16 protein-coding genes are annotated in these 25,277 nt (G+C 68.6%); 9 read left to right on the top strand and 7 right to left on the bottom strand.

The window, feature by feature from the left end; translation table 11 throughout:
• Window positions 1-82: 82 nt before the first annotated feature.
• Window positions 83-520, top strand: coding sequence for a GFA family protein (locus tag Pph01_RS32425; protein WP_204077000.1), 438 nt, complete (start codon window positions 83-85; stop codon window positions 518-520).
• Window positions 521-601: 81 nt separating this feature from the next.
• Complete coding sequence (locus Pph01_RS32420; RefSeq protein ID WP_204076999.1) at window positions 602-1,972, top strand: aldehyde dehydrogenase family protein; 1,371 nt, start codon at window positions 602-604, stop codon at window positions 1,970-1,972.
• 34 nt (window positions 1,973-2,006) lie between these two features.
• Here Pph01_RS32420 and Pph01_RS32415 read toward each other — a convergent pair whose 3' ends face one another.
• Window positions 2,007-2,621, bottom strand: a complete 615-nt coding sequence (locus tag Pph01_RS32415; protein WP_204076998.1) for a TetR/AcrR family transcriptional regulator — start codon at window positions 2,619-2,621, stop codon at window positions 2,007-2,009.
• 128 nt (window positions 2,622-2,749) lie between these two features.
• Here Pph01_RS32415 and Pph01_RS32410 point away from each other — a divergent pair, with 128 nt between their 5' ends.
• Both Pph01_RS32410 and Pph01_RS32405 read left to right on the top strand, forming a co-directional pair.
• Window positions 2,750-4,180, top strand: coding sequence for an MFS transporter (locus tag Pph01_RS32410; protein ID WP_204076997.1), 1,431 nt, complete (start codon window positions 2,750-2,752; stop codon window positions 4,178-4,180).
• A gap of 341 nt (window positions 4,181-4,521) precedes the next feature.
• Complete coding sequence (locus Pph01_RS32405; RefSeq protein WP_204076996.1) at window positions 4,522-5,994, top strand: catalase; 1,473 nt, start codon at window positions 4,522-4,524, stop codon at window positions 5,992-5,994.
• Between the two features lie 197 nt (window positions 5,995-6,191).
• Here the strand turns inward: Pph01_RS32405 and Pph01_RS32400 are convergent, their stop codons facing one another.
• Window positions 6,192-7,067 carry an SDR family oxidoreductase gene (locus Pph01_RS32400; RefSeq protein WP_204076995.1) on the bottom strand — a complete coding sequence of 292 codons (876 nt, stop codon included), beginning with the start codon at window positions 7,065-7,067 and terminating at the stop codon, window positions 6,192-6,194.
• Window positions 7,068-7,171: 104 nt separating this feature from the next.
• Between Pph01_RS32400 and Pph01_RS32395 the strand changes: the two genes are divergently transcribed.
• Window positions 7,172-8,095, top strand: coding sequence for a helix-turn-helix domain-containing protein (locus Pph01_RS32395; protein ID WP_239117176.1), 924 nt, complete (start codon window positions 7,172-7,174; stop codon window positions 8,093-8,095).
• Here the strand turns inward: Pph01_RS32395 and Pph01_RS32390 are convergent.
• Together Pph01_RS32390 and Pph01_RS32385 are read right to left on the bottom strand one after the other, a co-directional pair.
• Window positions 8,090-15,694 (bottom strand): laminin G domain-containing protein, encoded by a 7,605-nt coding sequence (locus Pph01_RS32390; RefSeq protein ID WP_204076993.1) that lies wholly within the window; start codon window positions 15,692-15,694, stop codon window positions 8,090-8,092. The genes Pph01_RS32395 and Pph01_RS32390 overlap by 6 nt on opposite strands.
• 289 nt (window positions 15,695-15,983) lie before the next feature.
• On the bottom strand, window positions 15,984-16,376 hold the full coding sequence (locus Pph01_RS32385) for a MerR family transcriptional regulator (RefSeq protein ID WP_204076992.1): 393 nt from the start codon (window positions 16,374-16,376) through the stop codon (window positions 15,984-15,986).
• Window positions 16,377-16,576: 200 nt separating this feature from the next.
• On the opposite strand from Pph01_RS32385, the gene Pph01_RS32380 reads away from it, so the two are divergent.
• The 4 genes from Pph01_RS32380 to Pph01_RS32365 all read left to right on the top strand — a co-directional run bounded on the left by Pph01_RS32380 (window position 16,577) and on the right by Pph01_RS32365 (window position 21,541).
• The gene (locus Pph01_RS32380) at window positions 16,577-17,482 is read left to right on the top strand and encodes a TIGR03619 family F420-dependent LLM class oxidoreductase (RefSeq protein WP_204076991.1); all 906 of its coding nucleotides are present in this window, start codon (window positions 16,577-16,579) and stop codon (window positions 17,480-17,482) included.
• Window positions 17,483-17,678: 196 nt separating this feature from the next.
• Window positions 17,679-17,894, top strand: coding sequence for a hypothetical protein (locus Pph01_RS32375; RefSeq protein WP_204076990.1), 216 nt, complete (start codon window positions 17,679-17,681; stop codon window positions 17,892-17,894).
• A gap of 26 nt (window positions 17,895-17,920) precedes the next feature.
• Window positions 17,921-18,907 (top strand): DUF6461 domain-containing protein, encoded by a 987-nt coding sequence (locus Pph01_RS32370; RefSeq protein WP_204076989.1) that lies wholly within the window; start codon window positions 17,921-17,923, stop codon window positions 18,905-18,907.
• Between the two features lie 141 nt (window positions 18,908-19,048).
• Window positions 19,049-21,541 carry a NucA/NucB deoxyribonuclease domain-containing protein gene (locus tag Pph01_RS32365; protein WP_204076988.1) on the top strand — a complete coding sequence of 831 codons (2,493 nt, stop codon included), beginning with the start codon at window positions 19,049-19,051 and terminating at the stop codon, window positions 21,539-21,541.
• Window positions 21,542-21,755: 214 nt separating this feature from the next.
• On the opposite strand, the gene Pph01_RS32360 is transcribed toward Pph01_RS32365, so the two are convergent.
• The 3 genes from Pph01_RS32360 to Pph01_RS32350 are packed head-to-tail and all read right to left on the bottom strand — an operon-like array spanning window position 21,756 to window position 25,275.
• On the bottom strand, window positions 21,756-23,366 hold the full coding sequence (locus tag Pph01_RS32360; RefSeq protein WP_204076987.1) for a PucR family transcriptional regulator: 1,611 nt from the start codon (window positions 23,364-23,366) through the stop codon (window positions 21,756-21,758).
• 23 nt (window positions 23,367-23,389) lie between these two features.
• Window positions 23,390-24,514: an o-succinylbenzoate synthase gene (menC, locus tag Pph01_RS32355; protein WP_204076986.1), complete on the bottom strand. Its 1,125-nt coding sequence runs from the start codon at window positions 24,512-24,514 to the stop codon at window positions 23,390-23,392.
• Window positions 24,514-25,275, bottom strand: a complete 762-nt coding sequence (locus Pph01_RS32350; RefSeq protein ID WP_204077048.1) for a GNAT family N-acetyltransferase — start codon at window positions 25,273-25,275, stop codon at window positions 24,514-24,516. The genes menC and Pph01_RS32350 overlap by 1 nt, the downstream gene beginning before the upstream one ends.
• Window positions 25,276-25,277: the final 2 nt, after the last annotated feature.

The raw sequence follows: 25,277 nt of genomic DNA, 5'->3' as shown, positions 1-25,277 counted from the left end.
ACAAATCACAGCCACAGTGCCGCGCGCGAAAGACCCATCCCTGGGGGATAGCCCAGCGGACCGAAATAAGGGAGACCCTCAAATGAGCGACATCGATCCAGCGCCCGGCTCCATCGTCCGAACCGGACACTGCCTGTGCGGCTCGATCAGCTACCGATTCGACGCAGAGCCCGAGACCGTCGTCCTTTGCCACTGCGCTCATTGCCAGCGAAACAGCGGTGGGGCGTTCTCAGTGAACGTTCTGGTGGCGCGCGATTCCCTGGAGACCAAGGGAACGCCCAAGTCCTACCAAACAGTCGGAGCCGAAAACGGCAACCTGCGGGACAGGCTTTTCTGCGGCGATTGCGGTACTCCGATCTTCACGATCCTTCACGAACGGCCCGATCTCGTGATCGTCAAGGCCGGAACCCTCGATGACCCCACGGGACTGAAGCCGTCCGCCGAGGTGTGGTGGCGTCGAGCCCAGGACTGGATCGAACCGAACCCGAACCGAGCGAGGTTCGACGGCGATGCGAAGTAACGCGCCCGTCGAGGACATCGCGGCGCTGAGGAACCGATCTCACCCAGCATCGATTCGAAACGCCAGAATGAGGAGTGGACCATGAGCTTTCGTACGATCAACCCGGCCACCGGCGAATTCGTGAAAGAGTTCCCGTTGCAGTCGGATGCCGAAGTATTTGCGGCACTGGAAACCGCGGACAAGCTCTACCGCGAAGACTGGAAGTTCAGGCCGGTTGCGGAACGGGCTCGAATCGTCGGTCGTGCCGCCCAGATCCTGCGCGAGAAGCGAGATGAGTACGTGGAATACCTGACCCTGGAGATGGGGAAGGTCACCCGCTTCGGCTACTTTGAAGTCGATCTCGTCGCCGATATTCTCGACTACTACGCCGAACGCGGGGAGGAATTCCTCGCGGAGCAGTCGCTGCCGGGCCGGCCCGGCGCAAAGCTGATCGCCGAACCCATTGGCGTCATCCTGGCGATCGAGCCGTGGAACTTCCCCTACTATCAGCCGGCCCGTGTGGCCGCGTCCCAGTTGGTAGCGGGCAACGTGGTCATGATGAAGCACGCCGAGAGCGTGCCGCAGTGCGCTCTGGCCTTCGCTCGACTGTTCGAGGAGGCGGGAGCTCCGGAAGGGGCTTACACGAATCTCTTCTGCAGCATCGAGCAGATCGCCATGCTGGTCGACGACTTCCGCGTGCGCGGCGTCACTTTGACCGGTAGCGAGAAGGCGGGGACTTCGGTTGGGGAACGCGCCGGCCGCAACCTCAAGAAGGCGATCCTGGAACTGGGCGGCAGCGACCCTGCTCTGATCCTGGAAGGCGCGCCGTTGGAACATGCGGTCGAGCAAGTGGTGATGGGACGCACCTACAACTCGGGGCAGGGCTGCGTCAACATCAAGCGCGTGATCGTGGTCGGCAGGGCACGGGGCGAGCAGATGCTTGCCGCCCTGAAGGAGCGCTTTGCCGCGATCAAGGTGGGTGACCCGAAGGACGAGGCTACTCTGGTCGGCCCCCTCTCCAGCGAACGCGCCGTGGAGGGACTGCTTCGGCTGATCGAGGACGCCAAGGCTGCGGGAGCGCGAATCGTTCACGGCGGCGACCGCGTCGACCGCCCCGGGTTCTATCTCGAACCGACGATCATCACGGACATCAGCGAGAGCAACCCGCTCTACCAGGAAGAAGCCTTCGGACCAGTGCTGTCCTTCTACGTCGTGAACACCGAGGAAGAAGCGATTGAGTTGGCCAATGCCACCAGGTTCGGCCTGGGCGGCTACGTCTTCGATGCTGACGTCGAGCATGCCCAACAGGTGGCGACCCGTATCGAGGCCGGCATGGTGTACATCAATTCCTGCTTCGCCGACTCGCCGAGCCTGCCCTTCGGAGGGGTCAAGAACTCCGGATTCGGACGTGAACTGTCGGAACTGGGCATCGGCGAATTCCTCAACCGCAAGCTGGTAACGGTCGCGCCGTAGCGCAAACGAATGGCGGGCGATCACACGGCTCCCGTCACGCGACGCCGGCGCGCGCCGCCGCCAGCGCTCCTGCCGCGGCGCGTTCGGCGGCGTCGTCGTCGAGCGGTTCCCCCGTGTTGAGCAGCGCGTAGTACAGGGGCGCGGAGACGGCTGCGATCACCCGGCGCGGATCGGTCCCGGCGGGTAGCTCTCCTCGCTCGACGGCGTCGCCGACGCAGCCGGCCCATTCGTCGATGCGTACGGCGTAGAAGCGGTGCAGCGCCCGGGCCGCCTCGTCGTCGCAGAGCGAGGCGGCGATCAGTGCCTTGAACAGGCGTCCCTGCCGGGGGTCGGTGAGGGTCTTGACGACCAGCCGGGCGTTGTCCCGCAGATCCTCCTCGACGCTGCCGGTATGAGAGCGGGGCAACGATCCCTGAGCCATGTCGTCGAGCAGGTCGGCGGCGAGAGCGCCGGGCGTGCCCCAGCGACGGTAGACGGTGGTCTTCCCGACCCCGGCGACCCGGGCGATCTCGGCCAGGTCGAGGGCGTCGAACCCCTTCTCGGCCAGGACGTCTCCTGCGGCCTGAAGAACGGCTTCGCGGACGCGGGCGGTGCGCCCACCGGGCCGGACGGCGCCCGGTGCGGCGCTCTGCTGCGGTACGGCGGCCATATGGACCCTCTCCCAAGAGACGCCCTTATCGGGACCCCAGTTCCCTTAGAGCGGCAACAGTGTTATCGTTCCTCGCATCTTAACGGAACCATAGAACCGTTTAAGCGCTCATAAGGAAGTTCCCTGTCATGACCATGACAAAGCCCGTGTCCAGACCTCCGGTCCCGCAGCGGCTGACCGGCCGCATGAAAGCCGTCCTCGCGGTGCTGCTGGTCGCCCAATTCATGCTGGCCGTCGACTTCTCGATCCTGAACGTGGCCCTGCCCGAGATCGGCGACACCCTCGGCTTCTCCCTGGCCGACCTGCAGTGGATCGCCACCTCCTTCGCCCTGGGCGCGGCCGGGTTCACCCTCTTCTTCGGCCGCATCGGCGATCTGATCGGCCGCAAGCGCATCTTCCTCGGCAGCCTGGCCCTCCTCGGCCTGGCCTCACTCGCCGGCGGGCTCGCCCCGAACCCCGAGATCCTCATCATCGCCCGCATCGCCCAGGGGCTCGCCACCGCCGCCGCCACCCCGGCGGGGCTCGCCCTGCTCACCACTTCCTTCCCCGACGGCCACCTGCGGCAGAAGGCACTCGGCCTCAACGGCGCGCTCATGTCCGCCGGGTTCACCGCCGGCGCCATTCTCGGCGGCGTCCTGACCGACCTGCTCTCGTGGCGCTGGGCCTTCTTCATCAACGTCCCCGTCGCCCTCATCGTGCTCCTCGTCGCCCCCGGCGTCATCACCGAGTCCCGGCCCGCCACCCGGCCCAAGGTCGACCTGCCCGGCGCCCTGACCGTCACCCTCGGACTGCTCGGCATCGTCTACGGCCTGACCCAGGCCGGCGAGCACGGCTGGACCCACCCCGTCGCCCTGGTGGGACTACTGGCCGGCGCGGCCCTGCTGGCCGCCTTCTACTTCGTCGAGCGCAGGGCCGCCCAGCCCCTGGTTCCGCTGCACGTCCTGAAGAAGCGCACCGTGGCCTGGGGCAACGTGCTGGGACTGCTCGCCTTCGTCACCGAGACCTCCCTGGTGTATCTGCTCACGCTGTACATGCAGAAGACGCTCGGCTTCTCGGCCCTGACCGCCGGGCTCTCCTTCGGCATCCTGGGGCTCGGAACCGTGGCCGGGGGCATGCTCGCGCCGAAGCTGATCTCCCGGACCTCCACCCTGACCGTCCTGGTCGGGGGCGGGCTGTTGCAGGCGGCCTTCACCGGCGTCCTGCTCTTCCTGGGCGGCACCTCGGCCTCGATGGCGCTGATGCTGCCGGCGACCTTCCTGGGCGGGGTCGGCAACATGCTGGTCATCGTCGGCTTCATGGTCACCGCCACCACCGGCCTGCCGGACCACGAGCAGGGCCTGGCCACCGGGCTGGCGTCCATGTCCCAGCAGATCGGCATCGCTATGGGGACTCCCGTCATGTCCGCGATCGTCACCGCGGCCACCATGGGCGCCGTGTCCGCCGGTGCGATCCTGCACGGCGTCACCGTCGCCATAGCCGCCAACGCCGCCCTCGTCCTCCTCGGCGTCCTCATCGCCGCCGTCTTCCTACGCGCCCGGCACGGCCGCACGCAGAACTGACCGCCGGCCCCCTCTCCCCCACTTCACCGAGCAGGCTGACGTCGATGGCCTGACGGAAGTTGCCGGGCTATGACCCAGGCGTGACCTGGTCCTTCGTAGGGTTGTGGTGAGGATCGGCGGGACAAAGCCGCCATGAGCCGGGCAGTGGCGCCGGCGAGTGTCCTTGGTCATTCGAGGACGTCGATGAGGTCTTCACCATGGGTCCGGAACCCGCGCTTCAGTGCGAGGGGACCCGGTGGTGCACCGTCCACCCCGGAGTGCCGCTCGGATGAATCGCATAAACGGTTCATTTCTCGCCGAAGCGGATAGACCCAATCTTCAATAGCCGGCAGGTGAGAAGAATGAGAAACCATGCGGCGAATACGACCACGGACGCCGGTATTCCTGTGTCCAGTGATGAGCATTCGCTTACGGCCGGCCCCAGCGGTCCCAATCTGTTGCAGGACGCCTACCTGATCGAGAAGCTGGCCCACTTCGTCCGCGAGCCCGTGCCTGATCGGGTCTACCACGTCAAGGGCGGCGGTGCCTTCGGCTACTTCGAGGTGACCGCCGATGTCAGCCAGTGGACCAAGGCCGCCTTCCTCAATCCAGTGGGCAAGCGCACGCCGCTGCTCGTGCGCTTCTCGTCGGTGGCCGGGGAGGAGGGCTACGCGGACACCGACCGCGACGTGCGCGGCTTCGCTCTCAAGTTCTACACCGAAGAGGGAAACTACGACCTCGTCGGCAACAACACGCCGGTCTTCTTCGTGCGCGATCCCATGAAGTTCCCCGACTTCATCCATTCCCAGAAGCGCATGCCCGACAGCGGCCTGCGCAGCAACAACATGCAGTGGGACTTCTGGACGCTCTCGCCGGAGTCAGCGCACCAGGTCACGATCCTGATGAGCGACCGGGGGACGCCGCGTACGTGGCGCAACATGAACGGCTACAGCAGCGACACGTACATGTGGGAGAACGCCGCGGGCGAGAAGTTCTGGGTGAAGTACCACTTCAAGACCGAGCAGGGCATCCAGAACATGACCGATGCCGAGGCCAAGGCCATGTTCGGCCAGGACCTCGACTATCACCGGCGTGACCTGCGGGAGGCGATCGACCGCGAGGACTACCCGTCCTGGCGCCTGGAGATGCAGATCATGCCGTACGAGGACGCGGCCGGCTACCGCTTCAACCCCTTCGACATCACCAAGGTCTGGCCGCACAAGGACTACCCGACGATCCCGATCGGCCGGATGGTGCTCGACCGTAACCCGGAGAACTTCTTCGCCCAGATCGTGCAGGCCACGTTCGACGTGGCGAACTTCGTCCCGGGCATCGGACCCAGCCCGGACCGGATGGTGCTGGGGCGGATGTTCGCCTACGCCGACTCGGCGCGCTATCGCATCGGCCCGAACTACGCGCAGTTACCGGTCAACCAGCCGATCAGCGAGGTGCACAACTACAACAAGGACGCCCCGATGCGCTACTTCCACAGTGGCAGCCAGCCGGTCTACGCGCCGAACAGCTACGGCGGGCCGAAGGCCGATCCGCAGCGCTACCGCGATCCGAGCTGGTTCGTCGAGCCCGCCGAGATCATGCGTACGGCCTACGCGGCGCACAGGGATGACGACGACTTCATCCAGCCCGGCACGCTCTACCGCCAGGTGATGACGCCGACCGATCGGGACCATCTGATCGGCAACATCGTCTGGCACCTGAGCCAGGGGGTGGAGCACTTCATCCAGGAGCGCGCGGTCAAGGACTACTGGGCCAAGGTCGACTCCGACCTCGGCGCCCGCATCGCCCACGAGTTGGGTCTGGCGGCAGTGGCGCGGTAGAGGGGCCGATCGCTCACGTGGCGATGAGCAGGGACGGCGGCCGTCGTCCCGATCGGCCCCAATGCGCCGCGTCCCCCGAACCCTTGACCGAAATCGCAGGCTCAGGGGCGCCTGGGCCGTCCTTGACTGGTCGCGCAGTTCAACGCCGCCCTGGGGCCGGATCACGTGATCAAGGAGGCACATGACCGGCTGTACTTCTAAGTGTCCAGGTCAGCCGGGCCGCCTGTGGTCACGACCTCCAGCGGGGCGTCCGTCGCCTCCGCCGACTCGCGCTGGGTCCGGACGTCGGCCAGCCGGGCGTTCAGGGCGTTTTCGATGGCCTGGTAGGCATCGCTCCCCAGGACCAAGCGGCGGGGTGCCGGGTCCTGGTCGACACTGGCGATCATCGCGGTGGCCATCAGGGCCGGGTCGCCTATGCCTTCGGTCGTGCGTTCGGTGAGAATGCGGCGGACTCCCGCCGCGGGCGTGCCGTCGTAGGCCTCGATGCGGTCGGCCAGCACCGAACTGCCGTAGCGGAAGTTGGTGCGGGCGCCGCCCGGTTCGACGATGGTGACGCCGATGCCGAACGGGGCCACCTCGCCCGCCAGCGCATCCGCGAAACCTTCCACGCCCCACTTCGTGGCGTGGTAGAGGGACCCGCCCGGCCATGCCGCCTGGCCGCCGACCGAGGAGAGTTGCAGGATCCGGCCGCCGCCCTGCCGGCGCAGGTGCGGCAGCGCGGCCCGGATCAACCGGATCGAGCCGGTCAGGTTGGTCGCGATCTGGTGCACTACCTGCTCGTCGGTCAACTCCTCGGCCGCGCCCATCAGGCCGTACCCGGCATTGCTGACCACGACGTCGATCCGGCCCAGCGCGGCCCATGCCTCATTGACCACCGCGGTGATCTCGGCCGGGTCGGTGACGTCGAGGTGGGCCGCGCGGAAGGCGTCCGGCCAGCGGGCCGACAGATCGTCGACGCTGCCGAGAGCGCGGAAGGTGCCGACGACGCGGTCGCCGCGGGACAGGAGTTGCTCGCTGAGGTGCCGGCCGAAACCGCTGTTGGCGCCGGTGATGAGCCAGGTTCGTGAAGTCATGCCCGTAGCCTGCGTCGAATCCTGGCAAATCAGCTATTCCCCTGGTGAGAGGGGTGCCGCCAGGGCTACCCAGAGGGGACCCGAACCGGCATATGGTCGGGAACGTGAACCTGATCGGCGAATACCTGCGGGCCCGGCGCGAGCTGATCCGGCCCGAGGATGTCGGGCTGCCCGGCAACGGCCATCGGCGGGTGCCGGGACTGCGGCGAGACGAACTGGCCATGCTCGCCGGGATCAGCACCGAGTACTACACGCGGCTCGAGCAGGGCCGTGACCGGCGCCCCTCACCCCAGGTGCTCGACGCGATCGCCCGCGCGCTCGGCCTCGACGAGGACGCCACCGCGCACCTGCACGCGCTCGGCACCCCGGAAGAGCCTCGGCGGCGGCGCCCCGAGCGGGTCCGACAAGGCGTGCAACCACTTCTCGACGCCTGGCACAACACCCCCGCGTACATCCAAGGGCCGTTCCAGGACGTCCTGGCGGCCAACCGTCTCGCCGCGGCGTTGTCACCGATCTTCAGCCCGGGCAACAACATTCTTCGCTCGGTGCTGCTCGACCCCGCCGCGCAGGAGTTGCTGCCCGGCTGGCAGAACCGGGTCAGCAGTCTGGTCGCAGCCCTGCGGGCGATGGTCGGCCCGGACGTCAACGACCCGCGCTTGACCGACCTGGTCGGCGAACTGTCGGTGAAGAGCGACCTGTTCCGCCGACTCTGGTCACGCCACGATGCCAAGCCGCATCCAGGAGGCGGCGTGCACCACCTGCGCCACCCGATCGTCGGCGACCTCGAACTGCACTACGAGAAGTTCGCCGTCACCGGCGCCGACGGGCAACTGCTCGTCGTCTACCGCGCCGAACCGGGCTCGCCGAGCGCCGACGCCCTCACCTTGCTGGGCTCGCTGCCGGAGGAATCCACTCTTCGCCCTCCCCACACGACAGATCGAACCGCGCCTCGAAGTCACCTGACCGGAGGATCGCCCCATCCTGCGGCGCCGCCCTCGCCGCGGGCCAGGACCTGGCCGGGCCTATGAGGCGCCGACGACGCCGTAGTACAAAGCCAGGAACTCCAGGATCTCCTTTCGGTGGGGCGACAGGGCGGGCAGGTAGCGGTTGATCGCGGTGTCGACGGCCGCCCGGAAGTCGCCGTATCGCGAGGTCTTGTCGCGGACGAACGGGCCGATCAGCTTGATGAGCTCGTAGTTGCTGTCGATGTCGAGTTCCTGCAGGGCTCGGTCGATCGGTGCGGGGTTGTCCTGGAGCCGCGGGAGCACCCGGCTGACGTAGGTGACGCGGTGCAGGATCCGCCAGCACGGCGGCCGCTTGCCGTCCTGCCTGGCCTGGCGTAGCGCGACGGCGGACGGTTCGCCGGACTGGTCGAGCCAGATCGGGTCGACCACCTGGTTGAAGAACAGGTCGTGGTGATCGGTCGCCGGGGCGAGGTAGAAGGTCATGAACCGGTAGGCGTCGACCTTGCCCGGCACCCGCGTCCGCTGTCCCAGCCCGTCGACCGCCGTGATGTCCTGGCCGGGCGGCAGGTTCACCTCCAGCCCGAAGGAAGTCTCGGAGTCGCGGGTCTTGGAGACGTTGAGTTCCAGGTGCCCTCCCAGGCTGGCCTTGACATCGACGGTGACGGCGACCGTGAAGACCGAGACGTCGGTACTGACCTCTCCGCCGGCGGAGGCGGTGAGGCTGTACGACCCGCCGACGGTCTCGGAGTAGGTGTCGAGTGTCTCCTGCGTCTCGGCGTAGCGGCCTCCGTCGGCCGTCCAGACATAGGTGTTGACCAGGTTGCGCCGTACCAGCGGTGGCATGGTCCCCGCCGCGGCCGGTCCGGCGTCGTACTGGTCGAACAGCGTCGCCATCTCCTGCTGCTCGCGCTCGATCCGGGTCTTGAGCTGGTACGCCTCGATCGGTTTGAAATAGCTGGAGTCGGGCCGGTATGTCAGCGCATTGGGATAATCGGGGTCGGCGTCGCGCCCCACCTTGCCGTCGAGGGTGCCCTGCTTGGTGTACTGCGGATTGATCGGGAACGTGATGATGTTCCAGTCCTCGGGGATGTCCGGGTTGGGACGCATCTGGTAGGCGATGAGGGCGCCGGTGTGGGCGAGGCGCAGTGCGAAGACGTCCGCGGTTTGAGACTGCACGAGCGCCATGCCGGCGTTGTCGGGCACGTACCTGCTGCCGAGGTCGGCGAACAGCGGGACGCTCTCCTTGCCGCCAGCCAGTTCGAGGCCGCTCACGCGGGTGGCCTTGATTCCCTGCCCGGTCTGCGTGTCGTGCAGCCAGCTCGCCGACGTCTCGACACTCGCCGACACGCCGACGCTGACCTTGGCCTGCTCCACGGGCATCATTTCGACCTGGCCGATGCCGACTCCCAGCGGCGCCTCGATCTCCATCAGCCCGGCCAGGATCTCCGAGTTGTCTCCGGTGGACGCGGACACCTCCAGCGAGGCGTCGACACCGGCGTCGCGTGAGCTCGCGTAAGTGTAGGTCGTCGTGGTCGCCTCGGTCAGCGCGACCGAGCTCGCCCCGGCGTAGTCGTCGTCCCCGGTGAGGTTCTCGCTCGGGACCGGCGGCGCACCCTCGATGAAGCCGATGAGCTGCGGGTCGAACTGCGCCTGGCCCACCCACTCGGTGACCACGTCGCCGATCTTGAAGCCGGTGACGAGCCGCCACGCGCCGTCCTCGATATAGGCGTGGCACCGCTTGAAGACACCGGCCGACGTGCCGTCGGTGCCGGTCTCAAGCATGGCGTATTCCGCGACCGCGGGCGGACTGTCGATCGTCGTGTTGAACGGCGTCGCCGTGCTCGCGATGGCGTCGCGGGCCTGGGGCACGTCATCACCGATAGGCGCCGTGGACAGCGTGTACGACCCGGCGCGCACGGTGAGGTCGTTGCCTCGTGGGCCCTCGTCCGCCAGCCGCCGGTTCGCCTGCGCGTCGAAGGTGTAGTAGGCGATGAGGTCCTCCCGCTCGCCGGCCAGGCGGCGGAACATGTTGTCCCGTATCTGCTCGGCGGTGCGCTCCGTTCGCCAGACGCGCAGTTCGTCCAGCTGCCCACGCAGCCCGCCCGGCCCGGTCGAGGACCCGCCCAGCGAGAACCCGTCGACGAACCCGAGGCCGGCCAGGAAGCCGGGCGAGGGGATCAGCGCGGCGGGGAGGCCGTCTCGGTAGATGACGAGCCGGGACGCGGACGGATCCGGGCTCCGTACCCACGTGGCCGGACCGTGCAGGAGTGCGTCGTTGCCGCCCTTGACGTCGAAGGCGACGTTGCCCTCCTGCTCCTCCAGCCGCCACCAGCCGACCAGGCCCAGTTCCTCGCCGGTGATCGGACCTCCGATGAGCGCGACGTCCCGAGCCGTGTTCCACAGCCGTATCTCGGTGAGGGTGCCCCGCAGCGTCACGTCGGCCGCCCCGGCGCGCCGTACGAGGCCGATCGTCAGGGGATCGGTGTTCGAGCCCACCTCGGGCCCGCGGTAGGTCGCCGTGCCGACGCGCTCGCCGTCGATCGAGAAGACGATCTCGTCCCAGGAGCCCTGGGAGGTGTCGGCACCGAGGGTGCGCTTGCGGGTCACCGCGAACCGGTGGACGCCGCCGGGCAACAGCTCCTTCGGCGAGGAGGTGTAGGTATGGACGGCACGCGTGTTGTCCTCGAAGGTGAAAACCAGCCGGCCCTTGGCGTCGATGACGAGCGAGTACGGCACGGCGTCGCCGGTGCCGCCCGTGCCGGAGCCCACCGCTCCCCGGCTGACCAGGCCATGTGCCTTGGCGTCGTCCAGTTTCGCCGTCACCTCGATGGTGAGGTCACGGGTCAGGTTGAGACTCGCGGCGCTGCCCGCGTCCAGGTACGCGCCGCCGCCGAGTTTCAACGCCCGGGATCGGTTGACGGCCAGCGCCAGATGGGTCCAGGTGCTGGCGGGGAACGGCTCGGAGGTCTCGGCCTGCGTGCCGCCCGCGTAGGCGTACACGCGATAGCCGGCCAGGGGTGCGGCCTCGGTGCTGAGCGGCGCGGGGGTGACCCCGCCGTGGATGTAACCGTGGTCGGGCCCGCTCACATTCGGCATCTGGCCGAACTGGAGGGGACCGCGCCAGCAGCCGGCCAGATCGGCCACGCGGCCGCCGAGCCGCCGTCGCATGTCCGCGGCGATCTCGACCGGTCCGCGGGCACGCTTCCAGATGCGCACCTCGTCGACGTCGCCGTCGAAGGGCGCCTCGATCCCCCCTTGGGGCGTGACGGCGGCGCCGATGGCCCAGGGGCCGTTGACCTCCAGCGGGCCGACGGTCGTCTGCTTCGACGCCAGCAGCTCCCCGTTGCGGTAAAGGTGCCACGCCGTGCCGTCGTAGACCCCGGCGAGGTGAACCCAGTGGCCACCCTCTCCGGAGGGAATCGCGGCGATCGCCCAGTTGTCCGTGCCGTTCCAGCACCCCGCCTGGTAGGTGCCGCCGGCGATGCGCAGCGCCACCTGGGCGTTCTGGCCGGGGCCGCGCTGAGGCCCGTGCGAGACGACCGTGCGGACGCCGTCCGTGTGATCGGCGCGGACCCACGCCTCCATGGTGATGGTCGTGAGGTTCCTGAGCGTGTCGGGCAGGGGGATCTCGACGTATCCGGTGGTCCCGTCGAACGCCACCGGACGTTCCTGCCGCAACGCGAGGGCGTAGTCCTCCCCTTCTTCGGTGACCGAGCGGTGCTGGACCAGCCAGCCGAGGTCCCCCGGCTGGTCTGCCTTGACCCAGGTCTCGATGCTCAGATCGCCGGGCGCCGAGAAAGTCTCCGTGCCGGTGAGGGCGGGCGGGGATTCCAGGGCCCAGGGCCTGCCCTTGGTGCTGCCGTGGTTTCCGGCCGGCGTGTGGTCGCGCAGCACGCCGTTGTCGCCGTACCAGTAACCCGCCAGGCCGGGCTCGGCGCCGGTCAGCCGCGTCCGCACGCCCTCGGCGATCTCCAGCGCCGTACGGGCGTGCTTCCACAGGCGGATCTCGTCGATGCCTCCGACGAAGAAGCGGTCCTCGCCATCGGCCGAGGCTCCGATCGACCAGCCCGCGGGGACCTCGATGGCACCCACGGCGGCGGCCAGCGAACCCACCCGCACGCCGTTGCGATAGAGGTGCCAGGTCTGGGTGGCGCCGTCGTAGACCCCGGCGAGATGCACCCAGGTGCCGAGGTCCTGCGGATCGACCGGGACGCTGACCATATGGTCGGTCCCGTCCCAGGATCCGACCTGGTACATGCCGTCGAAGATCCGCAGCACCACCTCGGCCGGCGGGTCAAGGGTGTAGCCGCGTCCCACGATCGTGTGCGAGCCCGTGATCACGTCGGGACGGACCCACGCTTCGATGGTGATGTCGCCCACCACGTTGAGGTCGCCGACGGCGGGGATCACCACCGCCTGGTGGTCAGCCGGGTTCTGTACGTTGATGTAGAACTGCAGCGCGGTCTCGTGGATGACGCCCGCCAGGGTGTTCTGGCCGTCGAAGTTCAGGGTCGTTCCGGGCGTGACCGCCGACCACCCGCACGATCGCGTCGCCGCCGCGGTGTCGGATGCCTCCACCGTCACCGCCCCCGCCGCCCGGCTCGCGTCCACCACGACCAGCAGGGATCCGGCCGACAGATCCGCGCCCGGCTGGGTGGTGGACGCCGCGGCGGGATCGTAGGGGAGGCGGGTCACCGGCCCGCCTGCGCGTAGGTCGAGCTCCGACGGCTCGATCGGCACGCTCACGGCCCCTGCCCGCACAGCGTCGGCGACCACGACGAGCCCGGTGCCGACCCGCAGCAGGTCCCCTGCCGCCAGCGGCACCCGCAGCCCGTCGAGGAACGACAACGTCCCCGTCTTGCCGTCGACCGGGTCCGCCTGCCCGGCGAACGACGTGGCCGCCGTCCCGTTGAGGATCGCCGCGAGCACCGCCGGATCGCGCGGCATCCGTCCCCATGTCTCGGTGATCGCGCCGCCGTCACGCGGCAGGGTAATGGTGAGAGTGCAGAGGTCCGGGTCGGCATCCTTCGTGGTCACGATGGTCAGCCCGTCATAATCGGGTTCGGCGCCCCTGGCGACGAAGACGAGCTCGCCGGGGATGTCTCCCCCGGTCGGCAGCGTCAGCCTGGCCCGTGCGGTGAGCGCGTAGTAGGAGGCGGCGGAGAACTCACCGGCAGGCCCCCGGAAATACAGGGAGAGCCGGCCGAGGGCGCTGTCGAACAGCACCGGCGCCTCGCCGGTCCGCGCGAAGCCGAGTACGGCGCCCGTCACCCCGAGTCCCCGCCGGTCGAGCTGGACGAGCGGCATCACCAGCGGCCTGTCCCCCGTCAGGCGCGCCCGCTTGTCGGCGACCTCAGCCGTCTTCGCCGTCCAGGCTTCCCGGTACGACGCGAGCAGGGCGCGGTGGCCGGGGAGCGTCTGGGCCAGTTGCCGCTGCCATGCGCGCAGTTCGGTGGTCAGCCGGTCCACGTTGGCCCTGGCCTGGGCGAGGAACGTCGGATCGATCCCTGGGGCCCTTTCGAGGCGGGCGACCGCGTCCCGGGCGTCGATGAGGCCCAGCAGGCCCCAGTACACATCCAGCGCATTCGTCGACGGCGCGCCTCCCTCGTCGAGAAATGTCCGCAGGCCATCGGCACGGGCCTGGTCGGCCTCGATGAGGACGGTCTGCTCGGCGATCTGAGCGTCCAGCCCGGCCAGGACCCTCTCGTCCTCCGCGATCTGGTCGAGCAGCTCCGTCGTCGGCTCGCCCTGGGCGCCCTCGGCGGCCAACTCGACGAGACGGACCACGGTCGGTACCTCCGCCAGCCGGCCGTCCCCTCCCACCCCGAAGTCCAGCACGGCCACCTCCTGTCCGGAGCCGCCGGAATCGGCCGAGGTGACAGCCGCGAGCATCACCCGCGCGGCCTGCTTGGACGGCTTGGCGGTCGCGGGGTCGTAGCCACCGGAGACCGGCTCCTGCTGGTAGTAGAGAGCGGCCGCGAGGCCCCCGTCCACCGTACGGCCGTCCACGCGCAGCGCCGAGCGGGTCAGCTCGCTCCCGATCCCGATCGGCGCGTCCGACGTCACCCAGGCTGTTGCGCCCACTATGCTCCCGCTCGCGCCACTGCCCGTCTGGTCCCAGACGGTGCCGCCCGTCCCCTCGTCGAAGCGCCAGTAACCCGCAAGCCCCGGCTCTGCGCCCGACAGGCGGTGCCGAAGGTCCGCCCGTACATCGGTGCCCGATCGGGCGTACGACCAGAACCGCACCTCGTCGATCAGCCCGGCGAACCCGGCGCCGACGGACCTGACCGGCGCGAGCGCCGGGGCCAGACCGCGCAGATCAGAGGTGATGTGCCTCAGCCCACCGCCGACGTACACCTGGAGCGAGGTGGCCGGATCGAAGGTCACGGCGACGTGGTTCCACTCACCCTGCGTGACGATGTCGCCGGTGACCACCTCGTGCCAGGCCGTCCCGTCGCCGAAGCCGATCCGCAGCCGCGACCCGTCGATGAGCCAAACCGACGGAGCCGCCTTCGCCGGCGTCTTCGTGATGCCGCCTACGAGGGCCTGTTCCTTGCCGATCCCCTGTGGCCGGATCCACGCCTCGATCGTGAACTCGTGCCCGAGCGCCGGCACGCCGGAGAGGCGGACCTGGTCACTGTCTCCGGTGAACGACAGGGCCGAGCCGGCCGAGCCGGATGTGCCGACCTTCGGCACCAGATCCTCGCCGCAGACTTTCCCGGGCTCTTCCTTAGAGAGCGGGTGCGGGCAGGTGCCGGGCGTCAGCGTGTAGACGTCGTCGTGTTCGAGACAGGTGTAGGCATGCGAGCCCCGGGTGTCGAACAGGCCGTCGGAGGAGCGTTCCACGCTGTACGACCAGAGCAGGCCCGCCGTCCGGTCGTGGGTGAAGATCTGCCATCGCAGGGCCTCGGCGACACTGGTCGGGGTCAGCACCGCGGCGAACCGACCGCCGTTCAGCGGGGACACGAAACGCAGTTCCTGAGTGGGCTCGATGAACGGCCGCCGCTCCAGGTCCTCGGCGCCGAGGCTGTCCTTGCCGCTCTGCGGCCGGGTCCTGCTGCGGCTGCGTTTGAAACGGACCTCCCGCTTGGGCCTTAACTCGGCCCCCACGAGCAGGAACCGGTCGATGAGCAGTCTCCCGTCGACCACCGGCACCGGGCCATCGGCGGCATTGGCGGCGTAGACCATGTTCTCGTGGTCCACGACCACCTCCCGCGCCGCGGCCACGGCGGCGGGGTCCGCTGCCGGGTCGGCAAGCATGGTGTGGGATGCGAGGAGCGCCTCGGGCGACGGCTCGACGACCGCCTGCCGAAGCACGTACAGGTACCGGCCGTCGGACAGCACCTGGAATGGGACCGCCGCGGTCAGCCGCGCGGTCGACGACATGAACGTGTCCGCGCCGCTGCCCGGCATCCGGCCCGGCATCTGGACCTGCTCGGCGACGCCGTACCCTACCCGCGCCAACTCGGAGGGGAACGCCAGCTCACGCGGATTCGCCGACCACGCCGCCACGTCGGAGGACCCCGTCGTCAGGTCGAGCACCGTGTAATGGATACGGCGCCGTTCGTCCATCGCGAAGGCTACGACCATCCCGTTGTGGCGCAACATGGTGGGAAACCGGTACGTCCGATCGCGGTAGGTCCTCACGAACATGTCGAGCATGGCTGATCTCCCTCTCTGAGACCTCCCGATGATGGGCGCGGGCCGAAAGCGCGGATATCGTGGAAAACTCGTACCGAAGGAAATCGATATAAAACGGCATAAAGTGCATCGCTGATCGGGATCGGCAGCACCTTCATCCGGGTGATCACGAACATGCACAGCTGGTCGAAGAGGGACGTCACCGCCGCGCCGTAGACGGCATCGGCAGACGCGGCTCTAATGGCGCCTGGCCGCCTTCCCCGTCGAGATCGACGCCGCGTGACCCACCGTCTGCGAGAGGCTCGTCAGATCATGACGAGGCCCTGCTCTCGGTTTTCGCTGACTTGACTCTGAGAACCGCGTCGAGGTACTCGGCGATTCTGTCTCTGTTACGGGTCAGGCACTCGATGCGTTCGGACAGCCGAGTTTGTTCGCATTGCAGTGTGGTGATCATTTCGGGTGTCACGTCGGGGACGTAGATGGTCTGCGGCTTGTCCAGGCACGGCAGGAGCTGCTCAATGATTCGGGTCGGCAGTCCGGCGTCGAGCAGTCCCTTGATCTGCAGCACGACGTCCACGTGTGACTCTTGGTACTCACGGTAACCGTTGGGGGCGCGGCTGGCTGTGATCAGCCCCTGCTCCTCGTAGTAGCGCAGTAGCCGGCGGGATACGCCGGTACGCTCCGCGAGCTCTCCGATTCTCATGTGCTCAAGCCTATGACTTGACCTTCACATCAATGTGAGTGTTCAAGACTCGCTGGGTGGACCGAGCACAGCCGAAATCCGCACTCTGCCCGGAAGGCAGGGGTAGGTGTGAGGCTCGGCTCAGTTCCTGCGGCGGCCACGAACAATCACGACTACATCGGGGGTTTCACATGAGACTCGGACTTCGTCTGCCCCAGAGGTTGGGCGTCGACCTGCAGCACGACCTGGTCGAAGCGGCCAAAACGGCCGAAGCGGCTGGGTACGCCAGTTTGTGGACGTACGAACGGCTGCTCTTCCCGGAGACACCCGCCGAACCATATGCCCCGCCGAACGTGCCGTGGCCGGAAACCCAGCGGCAGGCCGCCGACCCCCTCGCAGTCCTCACCGCAGCGGCGGTGGCGACCGAACAGGTGCGCCTCGGTACTTCTGTTCTGATCGCCGCACTCCACACACCCGTCCAGCTGGCGAAGGCGCTGGCCACGATCGATCAGATCAGCGGCGGCCGCATGATCGCGGGTATGGGCACCGGCTGGTCCAGCGACGAGTTTCGGGCCACTGGCGCGACCCGAGCGGATCGCGGCCGCTTCCTCGACGAGACGCTGGACGTCTTCGATGCCGTGTGGGGGCCGGACCCGGTGAACTTCCGGAGTCCTCGCGTAGTCATCGACAACGCCTCGGTCCTGCCCAAGCCCGTTTCGAAAATCCCCGTGATGCTGGGCGGCGGTGCCGGCGCCAAGGCCGTGCAGCGCATCGCCAAACGCGCGGACGGCTGGCTGCCGTTCCTGACCACGCCGGGCCCGGAAGGAGCCGCAGAACTGCGCGCACGCTGGGACCGCATCCGGGAAATGGCTTCTGAGTATGGCCGGGACACGAGCCGGATGGAGATGGTCGTGGTGGGAAACGTCACCTTCACCGACCGTCCGGCAGGACCTGACCGATCGCCGTTCGTCGGCACTCTCGACCAGATCATGGACGACATCCACACGGCCGCAGAGTCCGGCGCAGACGAGCTCATCGTGGATCTGAATCTGCAGGACTGGTTCACCAGCACTCGGCAGATGCTTGAGACGGCGGTGGAGATCCGCGAACGGGCCGCAGCCTCATGACCGACGTTGCCAACGCCGGAGACGCAGAGCAGCGTTTCGACAGTGGTTCGGGCGGCAGCGCCCGCGCCGGATATTCACGACTTTGCACGGAAGGTGAAGGGTCCTACTACGCAGACTGCCGTACCGGTGCGGTGGCGTACGTCGAAGATCATGTGTTCACGGAATTCCACGTGAACTCATCGGTGCAGGATTCTTCTTGGCCTTCTTCCAGACAGAGATCTCAGGTATTGCGGCCGGAGCGGATCCCGACGCGTTCGAGGAGCTCGCGGATTCGCTGAGCATGGCCATTGAAAGAATCGACCCGTCCGCTCTGCTCGACGACTCGGGATTTTGGCGCTCGCTCCTCTTTGACGTGGCGATCGGAGACTACTGTGGCGACGAGAAGCCGGACAGACCTCAACCAAGTCCCTGAGCCGTCGTGAGAAAGCGCTGACCGCCATGACGTCAACTGGAGCCTACTCGTGGCTCGGGGAGGCGTTCTGCCTGACGGCGGCGACGGGCATCGACGCGGGATCCGCGCTGGCCAGGTGCGGCGCGCTCGATGCTCCCGCTGCGATGACCCTCGAGGACGCCGTACGGCTCTCGCGCTCGTTCGACGCGGGATATCCGCGGCTGTGTCTCGCCAAGCCGTGTGACAAGGCGGTTCTGCTCCTGGAGATGTCGGCCGCCGAGGGGGCGCGGCCGGAGGTCCTGCGCGCGCTCTCGGCGGAGACGCAGGCCATGTCCGTGCTCGTCGCTCCGGAAGCATGTCACGTGGCGCTGGCCGTGGACGGTGAGCTGGTCGCGGGCCTCGACGCGAGGAATCCGTCCGTGCGGTGGGGTAGTGATCCGGGACGGCTTTCCCTCGATAGCGGGCAGGGAGCCTGCGGTGCGCTGCGGCTTCTGGAGTCTTTCGCGGGGACGCCCCTCACCGAGACGCTCTTCGCCGAGCCGGTCACCGCCGCCCCCTTGCGGCCGTTGCTCGAGGATCCGCCTTCGTTGTCCGGCCACGAGGTGCGGCAACTCGATCCCGAGCTCGCCCGGCTCCTCGACCGAAGCGACGACGCGACGCTGCGGCACGTCGCCGTCGATCAGGCGCGGTGGTGCGCCCGCCGTGCCGACGTGGCGGACGAGCCGCTGATCTCGGCGGCGCTGGACGCGGGGATGTCCCGGCTGGTCGAGGACACCGAGTCTCTGGGACTGTTGATCAGGAGCTGGAACGAGGAAGGCCACGTCGCCGGCGCATCGCTTGCCGACCCCGTCGGCCGAGATCGCATGACTGCCGGCCTGCGGCGGCTCGCGTTCCTCCGGGCACATGCGGGAAACGCCGTGAGAGCGGCGATGTTCCCGGACGCTCGGACCGCCGCCTACTGTGCGTTGTCTTCGCTGGTGACCGAGCGAATTGCCACGAGAAGACAAGACGTTCTCCGCCTGCTCGGTCAATGAGAGTCATTGACAACTGAAAACCACCATTGATCACCAAGATCGTCAGTGTTACGCTCGCGCCGATTCGCTTCCTGATCAAATTACGAGGGGGAAGAGGCGTTGGGGTTACGTCCTTCGAAGCGAAAAGCAATGATTCTGGCGATGACGGCCGTACTGGTGGCGGGAATGACACAGCCCGCCACGGCCGCCGGTCCCGAACCCGCAGGAGAGCCTTCCGTCAAATACTCGGCGGAGGCCACCTTCAGATTCGGCGACGGCAGCACGGTCAGCGCCGACGACATGAAAGCCAAGGTTCAGCGGGAGACCGCGGCGCTCTCTCCTGAGGAGGCGCAGGCGGAAGCCCGGGAGACCGCGATCGCGACGGGGCAGAAGTCCTACCGGGACTCGGCGGAGTTCGGGGACGGGGAAGAGCAGAACCGCGTCGCCGCCGCCATGGCCGAACCGCCCGACGAGCCCGACGAGAACTTCGTCAAGAACTGCACGTCACTCCCCGGCGCGCGAAGCGTGGTCGGCCGGATTCACAACCGATTCCAATACTGCCAACGTGGCGACCTCAAGATCGACTACTACGAGATCTACACCGACAAACCTCCCAAGAAGGTGGGCACCACCGAGGCTGAATTCACCATCATCGGCCTGGCCAGCAATCAGACCAGAAAAGTCCGCGTCTTCTTCCGGATCGAGAAGGGCTCGGTGGACTACGACTGGGGCCTGTGGGACAACTGGTTCACCGCTCCCAACCAGTCCTTCAGCGCGGTCGGCGATTGCCGTGAGGCGCCCGACTACTGTCACGGCGCGTTCTCCGGCGTGGACCACACCCTGGCCTCCTGGGACACGGGAGTGTGGGCCAAGTGGGACATCTACTCCCATGAAGACCGCTCGACGTTCCAGGACAAGGTGCTCTACCACCGGTGGTTCATCAAGATCGGTTCAGGTAGTGAGGGAAAGTTCAAACTCCTCACCCCCGTCGACACCCCCGATCGGATGATCCGGTGCGACTCGGCGACGTACTTCCAGTTCGCGCCGCAGGCCTGCGTCTTCAACGAGGTACTACCCCACATCACCTATTCGACAGGCGACAGAGACGTGGCCCTGGTGGCCAACCACATCAAGATCGCTCAGGACACGCCCAACGACTCCTATCCGCTCCTGGTTCCGGCGGGCTTTCCACCGCCGAGGGACAAGCTCATCCCCGGCCGTCTGGGCAGCGCCGCCGACCCCGGGCTGCACCGCTACGACCCGGCCAACACCGGACTGGCCAAGAACCACGAGGACCACAAGGAGGCCGCCTGCTATCGCACGGGCGTCCAGCGGGACGTCTACTTCGACCTGTGGCTGCCCAGACCGCCGCAGCCTCCGGGCGAACAGTGCGACGAGTACCCCTTCGCCTCCACCATCGAGGGCGCGTCCAACCCCGACTGGGACTTCTCGGTTCGTGCGGTGCCACAGCGCCAGAACTCGGTCGCGGGAGGCAGGCTCCGCGCCTACTACACCGGCGACAGGATCCTCTACACCGATCCCACCCCAGGCGCTCCGATCAGCGACGAGTTCTGGGTCGAGATCACTGACGGCGGGAGCGGAGGATCCCTCCCCGTTCCGGTCGACGAACCGCCGACCGTGAGCGCCGGCGTGGACGTCACGGGGGACGAGGGCGCTTTCATCACGCTCAACGGGTACGCGCACGACCGCGAGTCCACCCCCTCCCTCACCTGGACGTTGCAGCCGGTGTCGGGAACGGATCCCGGCGCGGCCTGCGTGGTCGCCGACCCGCGCGCCGCCCAGACGACGATCACCTGTAACGACGACGGCGAGTTCGTCGCCATCCTGACGGCGAACGACGGGGTGAACGGCCCGGTGACCGACCGCGCCACCGTCACCGTCCGCAATGTCGCGCCGCGCGTCGCCGCCACAAGCCAGCCCGCCCAGAAAGCCCTGGCCGCCGATCCCGCGGGGTTCGGTCCCGAGCCCTGGTCGGTCTACCGCGTGGGCACAGACGTCACGGTAACGGTGCCGGTCAGCGATCCGGGTGAGAACGACACGCACACGTGCGTGGTCGGCTGGGACGACGGCACCACGGAGGATTTCGCAGCGGTCGACGACCGATGCGACCGCTCGCACCGGTACACCCACGCGGGCATGTACACGATCAAGGTCACGGTGACCGACGACGACCTGGGAACCCGGACACGGGAGACCATGGTCGTGGTCTACGACCCGGACGCGGGCTTCGCGACCGGCGGCGGCCACCTCGCCTCGCCGGAACCCGTCGCAGGAAAGGGCCACTTCCAGTTCAATCCGGCTTACCGGCCACACGACGAAGGCCCCGAGCCGACCAGAGGCAAGGTCTCGTTCCGAGTCGACGGCACGGACTTCGACGTGGCCTCCGAGACGCTGGAGTGGCTGGTCGTCACGCCCGACGACAAGGTCGCCGTCAAGGGCACGACGGCGGACGGACGTGGGTTCGTCCTGTACGGCTACGACCCCGACCGGCTGAGGCTGGTCGTGTGGGACCTGAAGACGGGCCCCTACCCGCTTCGGGACAACGTCTACGACAACAGTCCCTCACTGGAATACGACCTGGACCTGGCGGACCCGCAGCAGATCACCGCCGGAGCCGTCCGGATCCACAACTGAACCAGCCCGGCTCCGATCGCGACCGAAGTCCCCTCGGTGCCGCGGAGCCGGGCCGTACATGAACCGCCGGTGGGCGGGGCCGTGATCATCGGTCCCGCCCACCGGTTTTCCAGCGAGACGGTGGACCTCACCCCGTCCTTCGACGACCTCGTCGCGGCGGTGTCCGAGCGGTTGCCCAAGAATCCGCCGGCCCCGGCCCTGAATCGCCTGACGTTCAGCGCTGCGCCAGGATGCGCAGTTGCAGCATCGCCGCGAACCGCTGCTCCGGGTCGTTCAGGTCGAGCTCGCCCACCTCGACGACCCGGCGCAGGCGGTAACGCAGCGTGTTCGGGTGGATGAAGAGGGCGGCCGCCGCCTTGCCCACGTCGCCGAGCGCGTCCAGCCAGGCCGCGAGGGATTCGACCAGGCCCGCGTTGTTGCGCTCGTCGTACTCCATCAGGCGGGCGATCGCGCCGCCGGGGCGTTCGTCGCGGGCGGCGGCCAGGTCGCGCAGTTCCAGCACCAGGGCGAGCGTCTGGACGTCGTCGAGACGGGCCACCCGTAGGCCGGTATGGCCCTCACGCATCACCCGCAGCACGCGGTCGGCCTGCGCCTTGCCGTGGACGATGGCGCTGATGTCCGACCCCGCCGGGGCGACCGCCACGATCGCGTGCAGATTGCCGTCCACGCGGTCGACGAAGTCGGCGGCCAGCCGGGCGACCCGTTGCTCGGGGCCGGCCGTCGCCGTGACCACGGGCAGCAGGCCGTAGACCGTACCGCCGACGGCGGCGACAGCGGAGGACGGCACGGTCGCCGACAGGTGCACCGACAGGGCGTCGGCCAGGCGTTCGAGGTCGGCGTGCGCATGGTCGTCGAGCAGGCCGGCGCTCACGATGACCAGGCGGCGGCCGGACAGGCCGAGCCGGGCCAGCGCGTCCCGCGCCCCGGCGCCGCCTTCCAGGACGGTGCCGATCAGGTCGGTCCGCAATCTGCGCTGGACGTCGGCGCCGCCCCGCAGCCGCAGCAGGTGCAGCGCGACCAGTTTCGACGCGTCCAGCAGGGCCTGGGTCCGTTCGCCGTCGACCTCGCCGTCCATGGCGGCCCAGATCGAACCCAGGACCTCGTCGCCGGCGCGGACCGCGATGGCGACGCGTTGCACCGTCATGCCGTCGTAGCCCAGGTTCTGGGGGCTGACGACGACCGGGGCGTGGTGGCGGTAGAGGTCGCGGAAGACCCCCATCTCGGTGAGCCGGGCGGCGTACCGTTCGGGCACCTGGCGGCCGATGACGGTCTCCACCCGGGAGGGGTCGGCCTCGTCCTGGCGGCCGGAGAAGGCGAGCACCCGCGAGCTGCGGTCCTCGATGGTGATGGGGGCGTCGAGGAGGGCGGCCACGGCGTTGGCCACCGCGAACAGGTCACCGGACGGCAGGCCGCCGAGGGACTCGTGGCTGGTGACCCCGATGTCGCCTTCGGCGAGCATCGCGCGGATGAGGGCGGTGAGCTGCGCCCAGGTGGCGCCCCGGCGCAGTCCGATCAGGGCCACGCCGCTGTCCTGGACCGCCGCGCGCACCTCCGGGGTCAGGGCGACCGGCGCCCGTACGACCAGGCCCGCCGTGCCGTGGTCACCGAGTGCGCGCAGCAGCGGCGCCAGGGTGCCGCTCGCCGGGTCGACCCCGACACCCAGCACCAGCGAGCGGGGGGCGAGTACGGGTTCGTCGAGCGGGTCGAAGATGGCCAGGGCGCTGATGCCCTCCGGCTGGTCAACGTCGCCTGCGACGAGTTCGAGAAGGGTGGAGCCCAGGTCGTCCAGGACCCGGCCGAGACTGGCACGCGGTCGCTGACTCACGCCCGGCAGCATAGGCGCGCTCCTCAGAAGTCGATCCACTCCACCGAGGTCGTCACCCGCTCCAGCAGCTCCGGTACGGGGGTGACGCCGAGACCGGGGCCGGTGGGCACCGGGACGTGGCCGTCCACCAGGACGATAGGCTCGGTGATGTCGGTGCGGTAGAAGCGGTCCGACGCCGAGACGTCGCCGGGCAGGGTGAAGCCGGGCAGGGCGGACAAGGCGATGTTGGCGGAGCGGCCGAGGCCCGTCTCCAGCATGCCGCCGCACCAGACCGCGATCCCATGGGCGGCGGCCACGTCGTGGATCTTCCTGGCCTCCAGGTATCCGCCGACCCGGCCGGGCTTGATGTTGATGATCTGGCACGCGCCGAGCGTGATGGCCGCGGCGGCCGTCTGCGCGGACACGACGGATTCGTCCAGGCAGATCGGCGTCGCCAGCTCCCGCGCGAGCGCGGCGTGCCCGAGGACGTCCTCCTCCTCCAGCGGCTGCTCGATCAGCAGCAGGTCGTACGCGTCGAGCTTGGCCAGGTGACGGGCGTCGCGCAGGGTGTAAGCGGTGTTGGCGTCGACCTGTAGCGGCACGTCCCCGCCGAACCGGTCGCGTACAGCGGCCACCGGAGCCAGGTCCCAGCCCGGTTCGATCTTGAGCTTGATCCGGGCGTACCCCTCGTCCAGATAACCCTCCACGGCGGCCAGCAATTGGGGGATCGAGTCGTGGATGCCGACCGACACGCCGCTGGGGACCCGGTCGGCGACGGCGCCGAGCTCGCGGCCGAAGGAGCGGCCGAGGGGGCGCAGTTCCGCGTCGAGGATCGCCATCTCCACCGCGGCCTTGGCCATCCGGTGCCCCTTGACCGCGTGCAGCAGACCGGCGACGGCGGCGGCGCCGAACCGGGCGAGCGCGGCCTGACTCTCATGCGCCGCCAGTCGCGGCAGCACGAACCGGCGCAGGACGTCCTGCTGGGAGTCGACGTACTCGGCCGAGTAGAGCGGGTCGGCCAGCGCGACGCATTCGCCCCAGCCTTCGGCGTCGTCGGTCACCGCCTTGATCAGCAGGATGTCGCGCTCGGTCTGCGTGCCGAACGAGGTACGGAACGGCGACACCAGGGGCATCGAGACACGGCGGAGTTCGATTCCGCGCAGCTTCATCAGTACTCCAGATCGACGAGGTAACCGAGGTCGAGGTCGAAGTCGACGACGCGCCCGCCGGAGGCCATCAGCGGCTCCAGTTCGGCGCGGAGCCCGCGGCGCCAGGCCGCGGCGGCGGCCGAGTCCGCGGCACGCAGGGCCTCGATGTCGGGCGGGGTGGCGACCCGGCGGCTCGACGGGCCGCCCGTGGGGCGGTCGATGGGCGTCCCCGCGCAGGCGGCGACGACCCTCGGCGCGAGCAGGCTCCAGCGCACCAGCAGCCGGTCGGAGTCGTCCGCGCCGTTGATCGCGTCGTGCATCGCGCCGTAGAAGTTCGGAAGGTACTCCACCGGCAGCGCGCCCAGTTTGACGATGTTGAAGTAGGCGTTGCGGCCGACCAGTGGGTCGTACGTCCACTCGATCGTCGTGATGCCGCGGGTCAGGGCCCACGCGCGCTGGTGCAGCTTGAGCGCCATGCCGACGCTGCGGCCCTCCATGCCGGGGGCGACCCCGGCGACGTGACTGTGCAGGGTACGGGCCGCCGGTTCCTCGTGGAAGCCGATGCAGACGCCGACGAGCCGGTCACCGTCGTAGGCGCCCGCGGCGTAGTTGCCCGCCTTGGTCAGCGCGCGCAGGAACTCCATCGTGATCAGCGGGCGGCCCCAGATCTCCAGCAGCAGGTCGATCAGGGCCTGGGCTTCGTCCAGGTCCTGGAGTTCCCTGATCACCACGCCCGCCTTCTCGGCCCGTCTGCCCGCGTCCCGCGCCGCCAGGTCGAGCATGC

The sequence above is a fragment of the Planotetraspora phitsanulokensis genome (assembly GCF_016863295.1).
Taxonomy (GTDB): domain Bacteria; phylum Actinomycetota; class Actinomycetes; order Streptosporangiales; family Streptosporangiaceae; genus Planotetraspora; species Planotetraspora phitsanulokensis.
Note: the sequence above shows the minus strand (reverse complement) of the source record. Positions and strands in the feature narration are given on the sequence as shown.

What these genes read in the sequence shown, in the direction of transcription:
- Pph01_RS32365 (WP_204076988.1), top strand. Translation starts at nt 19,049, where the DNA reads ATGACGGCCGTACTGGTGGCGGGAATGACACAGCCCGCCACGGCCGCC.
- Pph01_RS32410 (WP_204076997.1), top strand. Translation starts at nt 2,750, where the DNA reads ATGACCATGACAAAGCCCGTGTCCAGACCTCCGGTCCCGCAGCGGCTG.
- Pph01_RS32390 (WP_204076993.1), bottom strand. Translation starts at nt 15,694, where the DNA reads ATGCTCGACATGTTCGTGAGGACCTACCGCGATCGGACGTACCGGTTT.
- Pph01_RS32350 (WP_204077048.1), bottom strand. Translation starts at nt 25,275, where the DNA reads ATGCTCGACCTGGCGGCGCGGGACGCGGGCAGACGGGCCGAGAAGGCG.
- Pph01_RS32425 (WP_204077000.1), top strand. Translation starts at nt 83, where the DNA reads ATGAGCGACATCGATCCAGCGCCCGGCTCCATCGTCCGAACCGGACAC.
- Pph01_RS32415 (WP_204076998.1), bottom strand. Translation starts at nt 2,621, where the DNA reads ATGGCCGCCGTACCGCAGCAGAGCGCCGCACCGGGCGCCGTCCGGCCC.
- Pph01_RS32385 (WP_204076992.1), bottom strand. Translation starts at nt 16,376, where the DNA reads ATGAGAATCGGAGAGCTCGCGGAGCGTACCGGCGTATCCCGCCGGCTA.
- menC (WP_204076986.1), bottom strand. Translation starts at nt 24,514, where the DNA reads ATGAAGCTGCGCGGAATCGAACTCCGCCGTGTCTCGATGCCCCTGGTG.
- Pph01_RS32370 (WP_204076989.1), top strand. Translation starts at nt 17,921, where the DNA reads ATGACGTCAACTGGAGCCTACTCGTGGCTCGGGGAGGCGTTCTGCCTG.
- Pph01_RS32405 (WP_204076996.1), top strand. Translation starts at nt 4,522, where the DNA reads ATGAGAAACCATGCGGCGAATACGACCACGGACGCCGGTATTCCTGTG.
- Pph01_RS32420 (WP_204076999.1), top strand. Translation starts at nt 602, where the DNA reads ATGAGCTTTCGTACGATCAACCCGGCCACCGGCGAATTCGTGAAAGAG.
- Pph01_RS32400 (WP_204076995.1), bottom strand. Translation starts at nt 7,067, where the DNA reads ATGACTTCACGAACCTGGCTCATCACCGGCGCCAACAGCGGTTTCGGC.